A 14,965-nucleotide genomic window follows, 5' to 3' on the forward strand; every position below is an offset into this window, starting at 1 on the left:
TTCTGGGCAAGCACAGGCGAAGCACGTTGGCTGAGCTTGACGATGCCGAGTTTCTGGGCAAGCACAGGCGAAGCACGTTGGCTGAGCTTGTCGAAGCCAGCATATCACGCCAGCCACAAGGCTATTTCTTTTTCGCGGCGATTCACCAGGCCGGGAATGACTTTGTTTGCGCCATAAACCCAGCGCCGCAGTTGCGCCGGCACTTCTTGATAGAGCCCCTGATTGAGCAATTTGAGCAGCGTGCTGTTTGTGAACGCGGTCGAGCCGACATTGAATGAAAAGGAGACCAAGGCATCGAATTGATTCTGATTGAGCGGCACAACCACCGCGCCGGTGATCGTGTTTTCGAACTCGATCAGGTCTTGTTCGAGCAAATCAATGGCTTGCTGCGCCGTCAAGCCGTTGCGATGATCGAGCGCAACGCCCTTGATATACAGTTTGCCGGATGTCAGTTCATCCTTCGTGAGTAAATGGCCGACGCCGATCGTGGGCAAGCCTTTTACATCCAAATAGACGTGGGGCTTTGAGCCTTCCCACTCGGCCAGCAGCCGTTTGCCTCTTTCACTCATGCGCATGAGAATACCTCACAAACATGAAATTTTTATTAGAGCTGAAAGTTGTCCGGCATGTGCGCCGCTTTTGGGTGTGACGTAATCACCGACGATGAGCGCACGCGTGCCCTCGAATGTCATCCCACCGGCATTGAGAATAACAAGGGTTGCGACAAGCCAACGCATACATCTGTTCTCAGAACTTCGAACCTGTCAGGGGCAGCGTCAGGCCAGTTCACGCGGCCTCTGTGTTTGATCACTTTTGGGCCTGCGACAATCTTGTTTTCAGGCTGTCGTTCATTGTTTGAACGGTTTTGTACATGTCAAGGTTCTGCTGCAAAAATACATAATAGCCGGCAATCAGATTCTTGAACACATGATTTCTAATCGCGGGTTCAGTTTTGATTTCGCGCTTGAGGACATCCATGTTGGCGTTGATAAAAGGCAGAATGAACGCATTGAGCCATTCAAAATAGACGCGTTCTTTCAGCGCCACCTCGGAAAAGATCTCGTAATATGCAATGAGTTCTTTTCTTAATCTGTAATCCGACAGAAGGCCCAGATTCCCGCTGTTCTTGATGGACTCATAGGTACTGTTCTTGGGGGCAAAGGTTTGCGCGCTCAGCGTTTCAACCAGGATGGCGGCGGCGGAATCAACCGGCCATTGATTGTTTTGTAAATCCTGCCACAGGAATCGCCCAACACGGTTGAGCTTGGCTTCATTAGCGGGAATTATCGCATGCAGCGATTCGGCATCGGAGAGCAAATCTTGGGAAAAGTCGCTAAGATACATGCGCTCAGCTTGCACCTGCTTGTGATTTTCCCACCAACTGTTGAGCGCAAATGCCGCTGTGATGCCGATAAAGACGACGACAAGCTCGATGAAATGATTAAGCCAGGGAATTTTGTAACGCATCAGCCGTAAGCAAGCGATTATTGGAGTGTCTGCAAAACGCCCGTTTTTACTCGGTCAAGACGGCAGTTTCGGACAACGCCCCGCCATGACTTGGTTCAACTAACTCACCGACATTCTGATGAATCTTGGCCACCGCGCGCACGATGTCTTCCATGTCTGCAGCGCTGCCGAGCAGCACGCTTTGCGCCAGCCAAACCGCTTCTTCTTCGCAGGCATGCTCACACACCGGCAAACGCAGATCGTGATAATTGCAACCCTCCAGCCAGGGATACTCGCGCGGGTCGAGGCCGAACATCGGCTCGCGATAAAGCGGGGTATAACCCTTGTAAGCCGGAATGCCCTCGGCTTGCAGGGCTGCAAGAAATTTTTCACGCGGCAGATGTTCGAAGGCCTCGGCGTCGTAGCGGAAAATGTACAAATGACGCGCATGCCGCGTGGCCTGTGGGTGAATCACAAGCGGCTGAATGCCGGGAATCTCGCACAAACGCTGATCAAGATAACCCGCGTTGTGATCGCGTAATTCCATGTCTTCAGCAATGGTGGCAAACTGCGCGGTCAATACTGCGGCAGACCAGGCCGTCATGCGCATGTTAGAGCCCAGCACGCGATGATCGTACCAGGCGCCTTCGCGCACGCGGCCGCAATTGTAATACGAAAAGCATCGATCCATCAGCTCTTTGGAATCCGAAACCAGAGCCCCGCCTTCTCCCGCGCTCATGTTTTTTGATGATTGAAATGAGAACGAGCCGAGGTCGCCAAGGGCGCCGACGCGGCGACCCCGCCATTCCGCGCCATGCGCCTGCGCCGCGTCTTCAATCACAGCCAGGCGATATTTCCGGGCAATCGCTAAAATCGCGTCCAGATCAGCCGGCTGCCCGGCGATATGCACCGGCATAATCGCCTTGGTGCGGGTTGTAATCGCGGCCTCGAGCAAGGTGGGATCGAGATTGTAGGTATTCGGATCGATATCGACAAAGACAGGAACCGCGTTGGCCATCAGAACGGCAGAGGCCGTGGCAATGAACGTGTAAGGCGGAATAATTACTTCATCGCCGGCTTTTACTCCGCAGGCTTTAAGCGCGACCCATAAACTCGCGGTGCCGTTGCACATCGCCAGCGCATATTTCGCGTGTTGAAATTCAGCAAATCGCTTTTCAAACTCGGCCACCTGCGGACTACGAATTCCCCAGACGCCGCCTTCCCAGGCTTTGTGCAAAGCCGCGGCTTGCGCGGGACGCAGGATCGGCCACTTCGGAAAAGATTTTGTGCGCACGGGCGCGCCGCCGAGGAGAGCTAAGTGAGGCATAGTAGAAGTAAAAGAGATAAAGAGATAATTGTTTGGAGGATCAATGGCTAATGATGAATCGTGATTCCTCTATTCCTTTCCAAGTTTTTGCAAAGCTGTCAACGCAATTGCTAGCGCGCTGGCAGCGTCTTGCGGTGTGACGAGCAGCGGCGCGCCGGAGCGGAGATGCTCTAAGAAGTGATGCATTTGCTCGCGGTAGCCGTCCACCACCGGAACATCGATCACGCGCGCGCCCTGGCTGTTTTCCAGGCGGAGAAGGCCGTCGTCCGGGTCGATGGTAATTTTTCCGTTATCACCTTCCAGCAACAGCGAGCGTTCATGACGATGATGCAGCCAACTGCCTTCGACTTCCGCGCGCGCGCCGCCTTTGAAATACAAATGCACGATGGCATGCTGCCAGCCTTCGGGATCTTTGTTGGGGGCGGTTTCAGCCTCGATGCGTGTGGGCTTGCCGAGACACCATTGTAAGAAATCGAAATCATGAATCATGAGATCGAGAATGCAGCCGCCGCTTTGCGCAAAATCAAAAAACCAGGAGGCGCGGCCCTCTGCCGGCGGCGCATTCAAGCGGCGGCTGGCCACGCGGCGCAGCGTGCCGATCGCGCCTGCGCGCAGCAGCTCGCGCGCTTTGGCATAGCGCGAGAAGAATCGCAGGGTGTGCCCGACGTAGAAACCGCATTCCGACGATTTTGCCGCCGTGAGCACCGCCTGCGCTTCCTCGTCGGTGCGCGTCATGGGCTTTTCACAAAACACATGTTTGCCCTGCGCCAGGGCCGCAAGCGTTTGCTCATGATGCCGCGGCGTCGGGCTTGAGATGAGAACGGCGTCAATCTCCGGATGCTTGAGCAAATCCTCGGTGGTCATCGGCCGGCCGCCGAATGAGCCTGAAGCCTTTTCAGCATTGTGCCAATGGCCGGCAGACCACGCAACGATTTCGGCGCCGCCGAGTTCGCGCAGCGCCTCTGCATGCACTCGCGCAATCCGGCCTGCGCCGACAAAGCCAAAACGAAAAACGCTTGCCTTTGGCATGGCAGGCCCATTGCAAAACTAGATTCACACTAACCCAAAGAGTTTCGGCAAGTCATCCTCGACCTGCTCACAAAATGCCGCAGAACGGTTCGCGCAAATTTTTTTCAACTGCCGGAGAGCAGCGTGAGATTGCGGCGCAGCGCTTTGTAAGCGCCGCCGGATTCTTCTTTCACCTCGGTGTTGAAGAGGTTTGAGATATACTCGCGTTCCTGCGGCTCCAGCTCAAGCTCAAATGCGGGCAGGCTCGCCTGAAATTGCGCGAGCGAGCTGACCCCCACAATCGGACACGTGACCGCCGGAGATGCCCGCAGCCAGGCAATCGCGACTTCGCCAATCTTGAGCTGATGTTGCTGCGCATAATCGGCAAGTCGCGCCAAATCCTCGCCGTGCGCCGTCAGCCAGCGCCCAATGCGTTCATCCGTAATCGCGCGTGAATCTTCCGGCAATTCCGCACCGTGCTGATACTTCCCGGCAAGCAGACCCATGGCCAGCGGACGATAGGCGGTCACGGCCAGACCCAGCGTGTGCGCCATGGGTAAAACTTCAACTTCTGCGCCGCGTTCGATCAGGTTGTAAGGAATTTGCAGGCACGCCATTTCACTGAAAGCATGTTGGGCGGCTTCGGCATTGGATAATAAAAAAAGATATGCGGGATAGTTGCAGCAGCCGACATAGCGCGCCTTGCCCTGTTTCACCACATGATCGAGCGCGCGCATGATTTCATCGAGACGCATGCCGGCTTTTGGCCAGTGAATCAAATAAAGATCGAGATAATCCGTTTGCAACCGGCTCAGGCTTTCATCGATGCTCGTCAAAATACTGCCGGCGTCGATGCCTTTGTGAACTTTGGAGGCAATGACAAATTCGGTGCGCTGGCTGCGCAACAAGCGCCCGAGTATCTCTTCCGTGCGGCCATCGCAATACATCGCCGCCGTGTCGAGAAACGTCACGCCCGCCTCGCGCGCCTGGCCGAGAATACGCTCCGCTTCACTTTCGCTGCAACGATCGCCGAACATCATGGTGCCGAGACACATCTCAGAAACCCAAAGATCGGTTTTTCCGAACCGCTTGTGCTTCATGGGGCGACAGCCTCCCAAAATAACAATGCCCCAACCCCCGCAGGCGGATGGGGCGTAAGCCGAACTGTTTTTGATGAAGGAATGATAAAAAGGGCAAAGGAGAATTGCAAGCGCCATTTCACGCCGCGCCAGCCGGCCAGCCCAAAATTCCACGCTTGTTGCTTTTCGTATAATTTCCCGCTATTTTCGCGGCGTCGCAACGGCGTTATGCCGTCTTGCAAACAAACCACATTTCCTGAAAGCAAATGCTCATTCCGGGATTGCCCATGCAACGCTTCTTACAAATCCTCGCCAAATCTGAGCGCCTCATCATTGGTCTAAACTCCGGCACCTCTGCTGATGGCATTGATGCAGCATTGGTGCAATGCGCCGGCAGCGGCATTGCCGTGCAATTCAAGCTGTTGGCATTCGAGCATTATGCTTATCCCGAGGCGATTCGCGAGCAATTGCTGCGCGCCGCGCTGCCGGGGCGCGGCTCCGTCGATCAAATCTGCCGCTTGAATGTTGCGGTGGGCGAATGCTTTGCACAGGCGGTCAAGGCCCTGCTTGCCGCCCATGGCTTGCAAGCGGAACAGATCGATCTCATCGGCTCGCACGGCCAAACCATGCATCATCTGCCCAACGCGGAGCCGATTACGGGTGTGGCGACCGCGGGCACGCTGCAAATCGGTGAGCCGAGCCTCATTGCAAAACGTACCGGCATCATCACGATTGCAGATTTCCGCGCAGCCGACATGGCGCTCGGCGGACAGGGCGCGCCGTTGGTGCCGCTTATGGATTTTTTGCTGCTACGGTCGCCGCAAAAAACGCGCGGCGTGCTAAATCTTGGCGGCATTGCCAATCTCACGTTGTTAAAGAAAAATGGCACACTCGAGGACGTCCGGGCGTTCGATACCGGCCCGGCCAACATGGTGATCGATGGGCTGATGCAAAGGCTTTACGGCCGCGCATTCGATGAAGACGGCAAAATCGCCTCGCAAGGCAAAGTTTCTTCGGAGTTATTGCAGCATCTGCTGCAGCATCCTTATTTTTCACGGCCGTTGCCCAAATCTACCGGCCGTGAGGAGTTCGGAGAACCTTTTATTGATCATCTTGTTTATCTTGCCTTGCATCATGATCTAAAAAATGAGGACATTATTGCTACCGCAACGGCGTTGACGGTCGCCACGGTTTGGCAGGGCGCAGAGCTGTTGCAAGCCTCGCGCAGCAAAATCGAGGAATTGATCGTGAGCGGCGGCGGCGCGCAAAATCCCGTGATGATGGCTGGTTTGCAGGAAAAGTTTGCGCCGGCGCAAGTGATCACGACGAACATTCTCGGTGTGCCGAGCGAGGCGAAAGAGGCGATTCTCTTTGCCCTGTTGGCGAATGAAACCGCCTCCGGAAATCCCGGGAACGTGCCCTCGGTCACCGGCGCGACTGCCGCGACGGTGTTGGGGAAAATTTGTTTGTGAAAATGGATTGCGTTCCTGCGCGCCGGGAAAAACTCGCCTTGCTTGGCAAAGATTTCGTGCTAAATTTGTTCATGTCGCCTTGGGAGTGAGGGTAAAGTAGGTTGTAGCTGAATCTGTAGTACATTTGTGCAGTGATCACCTTCAAAAGCACTTCTATCGAATGGTGTTATCATGAAAAGCAAAATCATCAACTCCTCCCCGGACATTATGGGAGGAACGCCGGTTTTTTCTGGAACGCGAGTTCCAGTTCAGACGTTGTTGGATTATATTGAAGGCGGAGAATCTATAGATAGTTTTTTAGAAGGTTTTCCCTCGGTTACGAGGGAACAGATACTTGCATTTTTGTATGAGATAAAACAACAAATCATTTCCGGGGTGGAAGAAAGTGAATGTGCTGTTAGATGAATGTGTGGATCATAGGCTTGGCAAAGAGCTTCGCGATCAAAATGTTCGTACTGTGCCTCGCATGGGGTGTTCCGGCAAGAAAAATGGCGAACTCCTGGCGTTAGCGCAGCAGCAATTCGACGTGTTTATTACTACAGATCAAAACATATTTTTCCAGCAGAATCTGCGCAGGTTCGATCTCGCTGTTTTGATTCTTCACGCAGGGACAAATCGCCTTGCAGACCTGAAGCCCCTTATTCCTGAAATTTTGTTAGCGCTACCTACTGTAAAATCAGGTCGAGTTTTGCATATCGCGTCTCAGTAATATCTTTTTAAAACGTCTATTCAAAATCTACAACAAAGTTCGTTTTATGCTTCCCGCTCTTTGCCTCTTTGAGGATCAAAACTGTAATCATCTCCACCCACTCAGCCTCACCCGCCCGGTGTTCGATTTGCGCTGCGGCATGACGTCACTGCTCGAGAAAATCATCCGGCATTATTCCGATTTCACGCTGCATCTTTTCGTGCGCGACTATCTTGCCGGCTTGACAAAAGAAAATCATCCGCATGCGCGCGTCAATCAAATTCCCGCCAATTCTTGCTTGTTGATCAATGGCCGGTTTTTGTTTGAGAATGATCTCCCCCGGCTTGAGGGCGGGGAGATGGCCTGGTGCAATCGCGGTAAAATCGTCGCCGCACGGCTTTCTGCAGCAAGATTGGCCGGGCTAGCGATCGAAGGGGGAGGCATAATCATGCCGGAAAATTTTGCCGGCATTTCTCAACATGAAATCACTGGAAAATTTCTCGAGTTCCCCTGGGATTTGGTAAACAATAATCCGTCTGAGATAAAAAAAGATTTCGGCTATCGGAATCTCGGTGGCCAAATTCTTGGGAAGATCTATCCGAACGTGACACTGCTCGATGAAAAGAATATTCACATCGCAGCCGGCGCGACGATCAAACCCGGTGTTGTGCTCGATGCCGAAGACGGCCCGATTTTCATCGACGAGGGCGCGACGGTGATGGCGAATGCCTGCTTGCAGGGGCCGCTATATGTCGGTAAGAAGTCCGTCATCAAAATGGGCGCAAAAATCTATGAAGGCACTTCCATCGGGACGGTGTGCAAAATCGGCGGCGAAGTCGATGCCTCCATCATTCACGGCTTCAGCAACAAGCAGCATGAAGGCTTTCTCGGACATGCGTATCTCGGCGAGTGGGTCAATCTCGGCGCAGATACCAACAACAGCGATCTCAAAAACAACTACAGCAGCGTGAAGGTTCACATTGACGGAAAAATGGTGGACAGCGGGTCGCTGTTCGCGGGATTGTTCATGGGCGATCATGCCAAAAGCGGCATCAATACCATGTTCAACACCGGCACAGTGGTGGGCGTGATGAGCAACGTTTTTGGCGCGGGCTATCCGGCCAAATTCATTCCTTCGTTCACTTGGGGCGGAGCAGAGTCAAGCGAAACCTATGCGCTGGACAAGGCGCTCGAAGTCGCCCGCCGAGCAATGACGAGGCGCAAGCAAAATCTAACGCCCGTGCAAGAAGCTATATTGCGCCATGTGTTTGAGATAACTCGCTCAGAAAGGGCAGTAAGTTAATCAGTTCGGTTTTCTCAAAACCGGTAAATTACTTAACTCTGTTTATCGAAAGATAGGCAGAGTTTTTATTTTTAGGTAAAAATGAAAATTTAGTTAAAAATTTACTTGTTTTGACAAACTATCTGTTATATATTCGCGCCAATTTATTTAAGAAATTAATTAAAACTGCACTTCTATATAAATTTATAAACTAAATCAATAAAATTATAACCATAGTGCGGCTGGAAAACCATTTCACAGAAAGGGCATCCTATGAAAATGCGCTGGTTTTTACCGTTTAGCCTGCTGTTGCTCGTGAGTTTTGTTGGAGTGATGTTTCCGGTTTCTGCGCCGAGCGTGACGGGCGGCCCCATCGTCGCGGGCGATGTGGCGTGGATGCTCACGGCCACCGGCCTGGTTTTGCTCATGACGCCCGGCTTGTCATTTTTCTATGGCGGCATGGTGCGCGCCAAAAACGTCATCTCCACCATGCTGCAAAGCTTTATCGCATTGGGCGTCATCAGCATTCTGTGGGTGGTGGTGGGATTCAGCCTGTCGTTCGGCGACAGCCTCGGCGGGTTCATCGGTAATCCGTTGACCTACTTTATGTTCAGCGGCGTGGGCGGCGCAACGCATCCGGATTTGGCGCCCACGATTCCCCTGGTCTTGTTTGCCCTTTTTCAACTGAAATTTGCCATCATCACACCCGCGCTCATCACCGGCTCGTTTGCCGAGCGCGTGCGCTTTTCGAGCTACCTGCTTTTCATCTGCTTGTTCAGTTTGTTTATTTACAGCCCGCTCGCGCATTGGACCTGGCATCCCGAGGGCTTTTTACGGCAGTGGGGCGTGCTTGATTTTGCCGGAGGTACGGTGGTTCACATGTCCGCCGGTCTGGCGGCGCTGGCCGGCGCGTTGGTTTTGGGGAGAAGAAAAGATCATTCCGCGCGCGAACCGCATACGCCGGCAAACATTCCATTCGTCATTCTTGGCACGGGCATGCTGTGGTTCGGCTGGTTCGGCTTCAATGCCGGCTCTGCGCTTGCCGCGTCGGAGACGGCCACGTTGGCGTTTCTCAACACCAACACCGCTTCGGCTGCTGCCATGCTCGCGTGGATTTTGTTCGACGGTATTCGCGGCCGCAAGCCTTCGGCATTGGGCGCGTGCATCGGCGCGGTTGTCGGGCTTGTGGCGATCACGCCTGCGGCGGGTTATGTGACGGTGGGCGCGAGTATTCTTATTGGCACGCTGGCAAGCATTGTGAGCAATTATGCCGTGCATTTAAAATCGAAATCAACGCTTGACGACACGCTCGATGTTTTCCCCTGTCACGGGGTGGGCGGTATCATGGGCATGCTGGCCACCGGCATTTTCGCGCAGGGCGTGGGATTGCTGTACGGAACGTCGCAGGTTTTCCTGTATCACTTGCTCGCGATTGTAATCGTAAGCGCGTTCAGCTTCGGCGGGTCGTTTGTTTTATACAAACTGACGGATATGTTGATTCCGCTGCGCGTGCCGCTGGAACAGGAAGAAATCGGCCTGGATATTAGCCAGCATGGCGAGACCGTCGGTGGCGAGGCCATCAGCAATGGCAACGGACGAAAGATCGTAATCGCGCCCGCCGTGCATACGACGTAACAAGGCGCAATATAAGGGGGTGGAATAAATTAACATTTCCAAAACGCCCTTATTTGACATGGCACATTGAGTATTTCGATGGATCACATGGATAGTTTATTCTATTCCACCCCCTAACCTAAAATTGCAACTGTTCTGCCACGGCTTGGCCGTGGCATTGGGTACGCTGAGTCAGGACTCACGCCGTGGCAGAATATTCGCAACCTGAGTTTTGCATTTTGTTCTGGTCACCTGAATCCGCAAGCAAAGCCTCAAAGCTCAAACCTTCGCGCTAATCCGAGCATCCCGCCCCAGGTTCCTTCATTCACGGTCAATCCGCGCGTGGCGGATAGTTCGAGATTCACAGATTTCAAAAGCCAGCTCACGCCCGCGCGCGCCACGCCGCGCGCTTCTGTGCCCACCGGAATGATATTGCGTGTGGTGAGATAGCCGTTGATTTCTCCCGCAAACTGAAGTCGCGACCCGGCGCGATACGATACGCCCAAACCATAAGTCAAAACATCATTCTGCTCGTCGGTTTCAATCGGCGCTGTGAGAATGCCCATGCCAACTTCTCCGAACAGCAAAAATTTTTCGAACTTCTGCGAGAGCATTGCCGCTAAAAACACATCCGTCGTGTTTGTGCCAATGCCTTTCTTTTGAGTGGAATTCGGCAATCTGGTTTCAGCGCGCATGCCAAAGGCCGTGGTTTGCGCCGCGTTTTGCGCAAGACGCACAATTGTGCCCACGGAAAAATCCCCGGCGTCTGCGGTTGTGCCGCTGGCTGGAAAACCCGCTTTGGGTTGTGAGCTTGTTTCGTCGATTTCAAGTTGTTGCCGGATTGCGCCGCGAATCTGAATCACAACGTTTGAAGACGCGCCCAAATCGACGCGCATCATGCCGAGGCGTAGCAATCTGCCCTGCAAACCTGATAACGGCGCTTGCCAGTCCGATCGCGCTTCAACGCCCAAACTGATTTGCATGCTCGAAGCCGGCAGCAGCCAGAGATGATTGGTCGTGAGAAAATGAGGCAAGGACGGCAATTCGCCAGATTGTTTCTTAACAAGGGAAGGTTGAGAGTTTGCCGTTGCCGCGGCAAACAATGAGATCAAACCGAAACAGCAAAAGAGGTGATTCCAGACGGATATTTGGGGAGAAATTTTCATAAACAACCGGGGTGACGGATCACGCTTTCGTCTTCCCGTTCTCATGATTACCGGACGAAAACAAGCCCAGCACCGGGCGATTCTTGCTTTGCAGCAATTGCTGTAACTCTTCGCCTTCAACCATTTCTTTTTCAAGCAGCAGCTTCGCGAGTTTTTCAAGCTTGTTGCGTTTACGGCCGAGCAGGCGTTCCACCTCGCGATAGGCTTTATCAATAATCGTGCGCACTTCTTCGTCAATCTGACTGGCGATTTTTTCGCTGTGCGATACGCCGCCCATTTCCATGCCGAGAAACATGCCGCGTTTGTCATTGGAATAAAACAACGGGCCGAGCCTCGTGCTCATGCCGTATTCCGTCACCATGCTGCGCGCGATCGCCGTGCTGCGTTCGAGATCGTTTTGTGCGCCCGTGGAAATTTCTTGGAAGATGATCTCTTCCGCCACACGGCCGCCGAGCAACACTTTCACACGGTTGATCAATTCCGTGCGCGTCATGAGATAGCGATCTTCCGTGGGAAGCTGCAAAGTATGCCCCAAAGCCGCTACGCCGCGCGGAATGATGGTGACGCGATGCACCGGATCCACGCCCTCCAGACTTGCAGCGACCACCGCATGTCCCGCCTCATGATAGGCAACAATTTCTTTTTCGCGCTTGTTGAGCACGCGGCTCTTCTTTTCCAGGCCGGCAATCACACGGTCAATCGCTTCTTCGAGATCGCGCATTTCGATCTGTTGTTTGTTGGCGCGCGCCGCCAGCAGCGCGGCTTCGTTGATGACATTCGCCAAATCTGCGCCCACAAAGCCGGGCGTGCGCGAGGCGATTACGCGCAAATCAACATCCGGGGTGAGGCGGACTTTGCCGGCATGCACGCGCAAAATCGCTTCACGGCCTTTGATGTTCGGACGATCCACCACGATTTGCCGGTCAAAGCGGCCGGGCCGCAGCAACGCCAGGTCGAGCACCTCGGGACGATTGGTGGCCGCCATGATGATCACGCGATTGTTGGCATCAAAGCCGTCCATCTCGACGAGCAATTGATTGAGCGTGTGCTCGCGCTCGTCGTGGCTGTTGAAGGGGCTGGCGCCGCGACTTTTGCCGATGGCATCAAGCTCGTCGATGAAGATGATGGCCGCCTTGTGGCGTTGCGCTTGCTTGAACAAATCGCGCACGCGCGCCGCGCCCACGCCCACAAACATTTCGACGAATTCCGAGCCGCTGAGCTGATAAAACGGCACACCCGCTTCGCCCGCCACCGCGCGCGCCAGCAAGGTTTTGCCGGTTCCCGGCGGCCCGAGCAACAGCACGCCTTTGGGAATGCGTCCGCCCAGCGCAATAAATTTATCCGGCTGCTTCAGAAACTCCACCACTTCCCGGACTTCTTCAACCGCTTCGTCAACGCCGGCAACGTCTTTGAACGTGACTTTGGTGTTGCCCTCGACATAGATTTTTGCCTTGTTTTCGCCGATCGACATCAACCCGCGCTGCGGATTGAAGCGGCGCGAAAGCGCGCTCATGAGAAAAAAGATAAACACAAGAAAGAGTAGCGTCGCAGCGAACATAAACAGCATATCTTGCCACCAACCATCACTCGCTGCACCGGCATAAGCCACACCCGCAGCTTCCAGATCTTTGATCAAATCAGGATCATTTATCGGCACGGTGAGAAATGCGGTTTCACCCGGTCTGGCCTCGTCGCTCGCCAAAAATTTGCGCAAAAAGCCGGTAGGCGGAGCAGTCGTGGAATCGGCGCGAAAGTATCCGGAAATTTCGTCGCTGGTGATCGTGCACCGCGTAATTTTTTGGTCGCGCAGCAACGCTTTGAATTCGCTGTAAGGAATCGTGGCGGCTTGTTCGTCGCCAAAAATTTTGGGAATGAGGTATGTGAGCAGCAACGCGGCGGCAAACAACATCAGCCAAAAACGGCCGCTGAAACGCGCCTTTTTGTCTTCCTGTTTGGGAGATTGCATTTTACCCTGAGTTTTTTTATGGCAAAGATATAGCCACAGCCTAGCAAAGTCAAGTGAAATGCCGTGACATTTATGATGCTTCGGTTAACATGAAAGATGACATAATCATGTGAAGTTCACAAAGCTGCCCGCGCCGCCGGCTGAGCCAGCCGAGCCGGTGGCTGAGCTTGTCGAAGCCGAGCCTGTCGAAGCCGAGCCTGTCGAAGCCGAGCCTGTCGAAGCCCACTTCAACGAGAACCAATGGAAATAAGATGCAGTGTTATGCAAATAAGTTGGCTCGACAGTTCCAACCATCTGGCTTGCGGTGACACTCCGGACACATACACAAATTGAAATTCTGCTTGATTTTCTAGGCCGGATGCTTTATCTTAGCCGGTCTTTTTTGAAAAAAGCAATACCTCTCGCGGGGCATAGCGTAGCTTGGTAGCGCGCCTGCTTTGGGAGCAGGAGGTCGCAGGTTCAAATCCTGCTGCCCCGACGCGCATCAAATGGAGTTGTGAAGCAGTAACATTTGGAGATGACCGGAGAATTGCTTCTGCGTACTCCTTCACAAATACTCCATTTTTTGATTCTGCGCCAGTAGCTCAAGTGGATAGAGCAACAGCCTTCTAAGCTGTGGGTTGAGGGTTCGAGTCCCCCCTGGCGCACAGTTGACGGCGTTGCGAACCGCGCTGCCGGCTGGCTGAGATGGTGAGTGTAGCTCAGTTGGTTAGAGCGCCAGATTGTGGTTCTGGTGGTCGGGGGTTCAAATCCCCTCACTCACCCTGATTGAAAATGATGCAATGGTTGTGTGTTCTTGCAAAAAGTTAAACGTGTTTTTGTGCGTCCCCTTCGTCTAGTGGTAAGGACTCAGGATTTTCAATCCTGCAACACGGGTTCGAACCCCGTAGGGGACGCTTTTTTATTTCTCCCCCTCGATTTGATACCTCTCCAGCTTGTTCAAAAATCCCCGCCGGCTCAATCCCAATTTCTCCGCAGCTTGTGATTTATTGCCGTTCGTTTCTGCCAATGCTCTTTTGATCATGCGAATCTCGAGCGCTTCCACAGCCGCGGGCAAATTCGCCATTTGCTCAAGCGGCGCTGCACTCCCGGCGCTGCCTCTGAGTTCTTCCGGCAAATCGTTCGCCGTAATCAATTGCGCTTGTGGTAACGCCAACACCACAGACTGTTCGACTGCGTGCTCCAGCTCGCGCACGTTGCCCGGCCAATGATACTTTTGCATGAGCTGCATCGCCGCCGGCTCGAATCCCGCCAGGCTTTTCCGATAAACCTCGACATATTTCTTCAAAAAATGATCGGCGAGCAACGGCACATCTCCGCTGCGCTCGCGCAATGGCGGCAGCCGCAGAATAATCACCTTCAAACGGAAAAACAAATCTTCGCGAAAACTTCCAAGTTTCACCAATTCCGCCAGATTTTGGCTGCTCGCCGCAATCACCCGCACATCGACTTTTTGCGCGGTATTGCTGCCGAGCGGGCGGACTTCGCCCTCCTGCAACACACGCAAAAGCTTGGCCTGCAACGGCGGCGGCAGATTGTTGATCTCATCCAAAAACAGCGTGCCGCCGTCCGCCTCTTGCAGCAGGCCTTTGCGATTTTGCGTTGCTCCCGTGAACGCGCCCTTAACATAACCGAACAATTCGCTTTCCAGCAAATTGTCGGGAATGGCACCGCAATCAACCGCGAGAAATTTTTTCTCGCGCCGCGGCCCGTGATTGTGCAGCACGCGCGCAATCAATTCTTTGCCCGTGCCGCTTTCGCCCTCGATCAAGACGCGCGCATCATTCGGCGCGACGCGCTGCACCGTTACGGTCACGAGGGCCGAGACGTGAACGTCGTCGGCGGCACATATTTCGAGAGCTGCGCGTTCCCCGCCTGGGCCGGCCTGTTCGGTTCGGGCGCGCGCGCCGCCATGGC

Annotated in this window: 13 protein-coding genes, 4 tRNA genes and 1 pseudogene; 10 read left to right on the top strand and 8 right to left on the bottom strand. The window is 53.9% G+C overall.

The genetic code is table 11. The annotated features are described in order from the left end of the window. Window positions 1-104: 104 nt before the first annotated feature. The 5 genes from FBQ85_14545 to FBQ85_14565 form a co-directional block, all read right to left on the bottom strand. Window positions 105-569, bottom strand: a complete 465-nt coding sequence (locus tag FBQ85_14545; protein ID MDL1876374.1) for a lysozyme — start codon at window positions 567-569, stop codon at window positions 105-107. 238 nt (window positions 570-807) lie between these two features. Further along, window positions 808-1,467: a hypothetical protein gene (locus tag FBQ85_14550; protein MDL1876375.1), complete on the bottom strand. Its 660-nt coding sequence runs from the start codon at window positions 1,465-1,467 to the stop codon at window positions 808-810. 46 nt (window positions 1,468-1,513) lie between these two features. After that, window positions 1,514-2,773, bottom strand: coding sequence for a DegT/DnrJ/EryC1/StrS family aminotransferase (locus tag FBQ85_14555; GenBank protein ID MDL1876376.1), 1,260 nt, complete (start codon window positions 2,771-2,773; stop codon window positions 1,514-1,516). Between the two features lie 69 nt (window positions 2,774-2,842). Then, window positions 2,843-3,802 (bottom strand): Gfo/Idh/MocA family oxidoreductase, encoded by a 960-nt coding sequence (locus FBQ85_14560; GenBank protein MDL1876377.1) that lies wholly within the window; start codon window positions 3,800-3,802, stop codon window positions 2,843-2,845. 104 nt (window positions 3,803-3,906) lie between these two features. Next, window positions 3,907-5,034, bottom strand: a complete 1,128-nt coding sequence (locus tag FBQ85_14565; GenBank protein MDL1876378.1) for an aldo/keto reductase — start codon at window positions 5,032-5,034, stop codon at window positions 3,907-3,909. A gap of 92 nt (window positions 5,035-5,126) precedes the next feature. Here FBQ85_14565 and FBQ85_14570 point away from each other — a divergent pair, with 92 nt between their 5' ends. From FBQ85_14570 to FBQ85_14590, 5 genes are all read left to right on the top strand, one after another. Next, complete coding sequence (locus FBQ85_14570) at window positions 5,127-6,332, top strand: anhydro-N-acetylmuramic acid kinase (GenBank protein ID MDL1876379.1); 1,206 nt, start codon at window positions 5,127-5,129, stop codon at window positions 6,330-6,332. 171 nt (window positions 6,333-6,503) lie between these two features. Next, the gene (locus FBQ85_14575) at window positions 6,504-6,737 is read left to right on the top strand and encodes a DUF433 domain-containing protein (protein MDL1876380.1); all 234 of its coding nucleotides are present in this window, start codon (window positions 6,504-6,506) and stop codon (window positions 6,735-6,737) included. Next, window positions 6,718-7,041: a hypothetical protein gene (locus FBQ85_14580; GenBank protein ID MDL1876381.1), complete on the top strand. Its 324-nt coding sequence runs from the start codon at window positions 6,718-6,720 to the stop codon at window positions 7,039-7,041. The genes FBQ85_14575 and FBQ85_14580 overlap by 20 nt, the downstream gene beginning before the upstream one ends. A 46-nt stretch (window positions 7,042-7,087) precedes the next feature. Next, a complete protein-coding gene (locus tag FBQ85_14585; GenBank protein ID MDL1876382.1) occupies window positions 7,088-8,323 on the top strand; it encodes a transferase in 1,236 nt (411 codons plus the stop codon). A 252-nt stretch (window positions 8,324-8,575) separates the two neighbouring features. Then, window positions 8,576-9,937, top strand: a complete 1,362-nt coding sequence (locus FBQ85_14590) for an ammonium transporter (GenBank protein MDL1876383.1) — start codon at window positions 8,576-8,578, stop codon at window positions 9,935-9,937. Window positions 9,938-10,188: 251 nt separating this feature from the next. Here the strand turns inward: FBQ85_14590 and FBQ85_14595 are convergent, their stop codons facing one another. Beyond that, on the bottom strand, window positions 10,189-10,950 hold the full coding sequence (locus FBQ85_14595; protein ID MDL1876384.1) for a hypothetical protein: 762 nt from the start codon (window positions 10,948-10,950) through the stop codon (window positions 10,189-10,191). Between the two features lie 151 nt (window positions 10,951-11,101). Further along, complete coding sequence (gene hflB / locus FBQ85_14600) at window positions 11,102-13,048, bottom strand: ATP-dependent zinc metalloprotease FtsH (GenBank protein ID MDL1876385.1); 1,947 nt, start codon at window positions 13,046-13,048, stop codon at window positions 11,102-11,104. Between the two features lie 130 nt (window positions 13,049-13,178). On the opposite strand from hflB, the pseudogene FBQ85_14605 reads away from it, so the two are divergent. The 5 genes and pseudogenes from FBQ85_14605 to FBQ85_14625 all read left to right on the top strand — a co-directional run bounded on the left by FBQ85_14605 (window position 13,179) and on the right by FBQ85_14625 (window position 13,944). Beyond that, window positions 13,179-13,271 (top strand): annotated as a pseudogene (locus FBQ85_14605) (energy transducer TonB). 181 nt (window positions 13,272-13,452) lie between these two features. Next, a tRNA-Pro gene (locus FBQ85_14610) sits at window positions 13,453-13,526 on the top strand. A 95-nt stretch (window positions 13,527-13,621) separates the two neighbouring features. After that, window positions 13,622-13,695: transfer RNA gene (locus tag FBQ85_14615), tRNA-Arg, on the top strand. A 43-nt stretch (window positions 13,696-13,738) separates the two neighbouring features. Then, window positions 13,739-13,812 (top strand) — tRNA-His (locus FBQ85_14620). 60 nt (window positions 13,813-13,872) lie between these two features. Continuing rightward, window positions 13,873-13,944, top strand: a tRNA-Glu gene (locus FBQ85_14625). Window positions 13,945-13,949: 5 nt separating this feature from the next. Here the strand turns inward: FBQ85_14625 and FBQ85_14630 are convergent. Continuing rightward, window positions 13,950-14,965 (bottom strand): sigma-54-dependent Fis family transcriptional regulator (locus FBQ85_14630; protein ID MDL1876386.1); only part of this gene is annotated, 1,016 nt, incomplete at its 5' end.

This window comes from Cytophagia bacterium CHB2 (assembly GCA_030263535.1).
Classification (GTDB): Bacteria; Zhuqueibacterota; Zhuqueibacteria; order Zhuqueibacterales; family Zhuqueibacteraceae; genus Coneutiohabitans.

What these genes read in the sequence shown, in the direction of transcription:
- FBQ85_14545 (MDL1876374.1), bottom strand. Translation starts at nt 569, where the DNA reads ATGAGTGAAAGAGGCAAACGGCTGCTGGCCGAGTGGGAAGGCTCAAAG.
- FBQ85_14550 (MDL1876375.1), bottom strand. Translation starts at nt 1,467, where the DNA reads ATGCGTTACAAAATTCCCTGGCTTAATCATTTCATCGAGCTTGTCGTC.
- FBQ85_14555 (MDL1876376.1), bottom strand. Translation starts at nt 2,773, where the DNA reads ATGCCTCACTTAGCTCTCCTCGGCGGCGCGCCCGTGCGCACAAAATCT.
- FBQ85_14560 (MDL1876377.1), bottom strand. Translation starts at nt 3,802, where the DNA reads ATGCCAAAGGCAAGCGTTTTTCGTTTTGGCTTTGTCGGCGCAGGCCGG.
- FBQ85_14570 (MDL1876379.1), top strand. Translation starts at nt 5,127, where the DNA reads ATGCTCATTCCGGGATTGCCCATGCAACGCTTCTTACAAATCCTCGCC.
- FBQ85_14575 (MDL1876380.1), top strand. Translation starts at nt 6,504, where the DNA reads ATGAAAAGCAAAATCATCAACTCCTCCCCGGACATTATGGGAGGAACG.
- FBQ85_14585 (MDL1876382.1), top strand. Translation starts at nt 7,088, where the DNA reads ATGCTTCCCGCTCTTTGCCTCTTTGAGGATCAAAACTGTAATCATCTC.
- FBQ85_14590 (MDL1876383.1), top strand. Translation starts at nt 8,576, where the DNA reads ATGAAAATGCGCTGGTTTTTACCGTTTAGCCTGCTGTTGCTCGTGAGT.
- hflB (MDL1876385.1), bottom strand. Translation starts at nt 13,048, where the DNA reads ATGCAATCTCCCAAACAGGAAGACAAAAAGGCGCGTTTCAGCGGCCGT.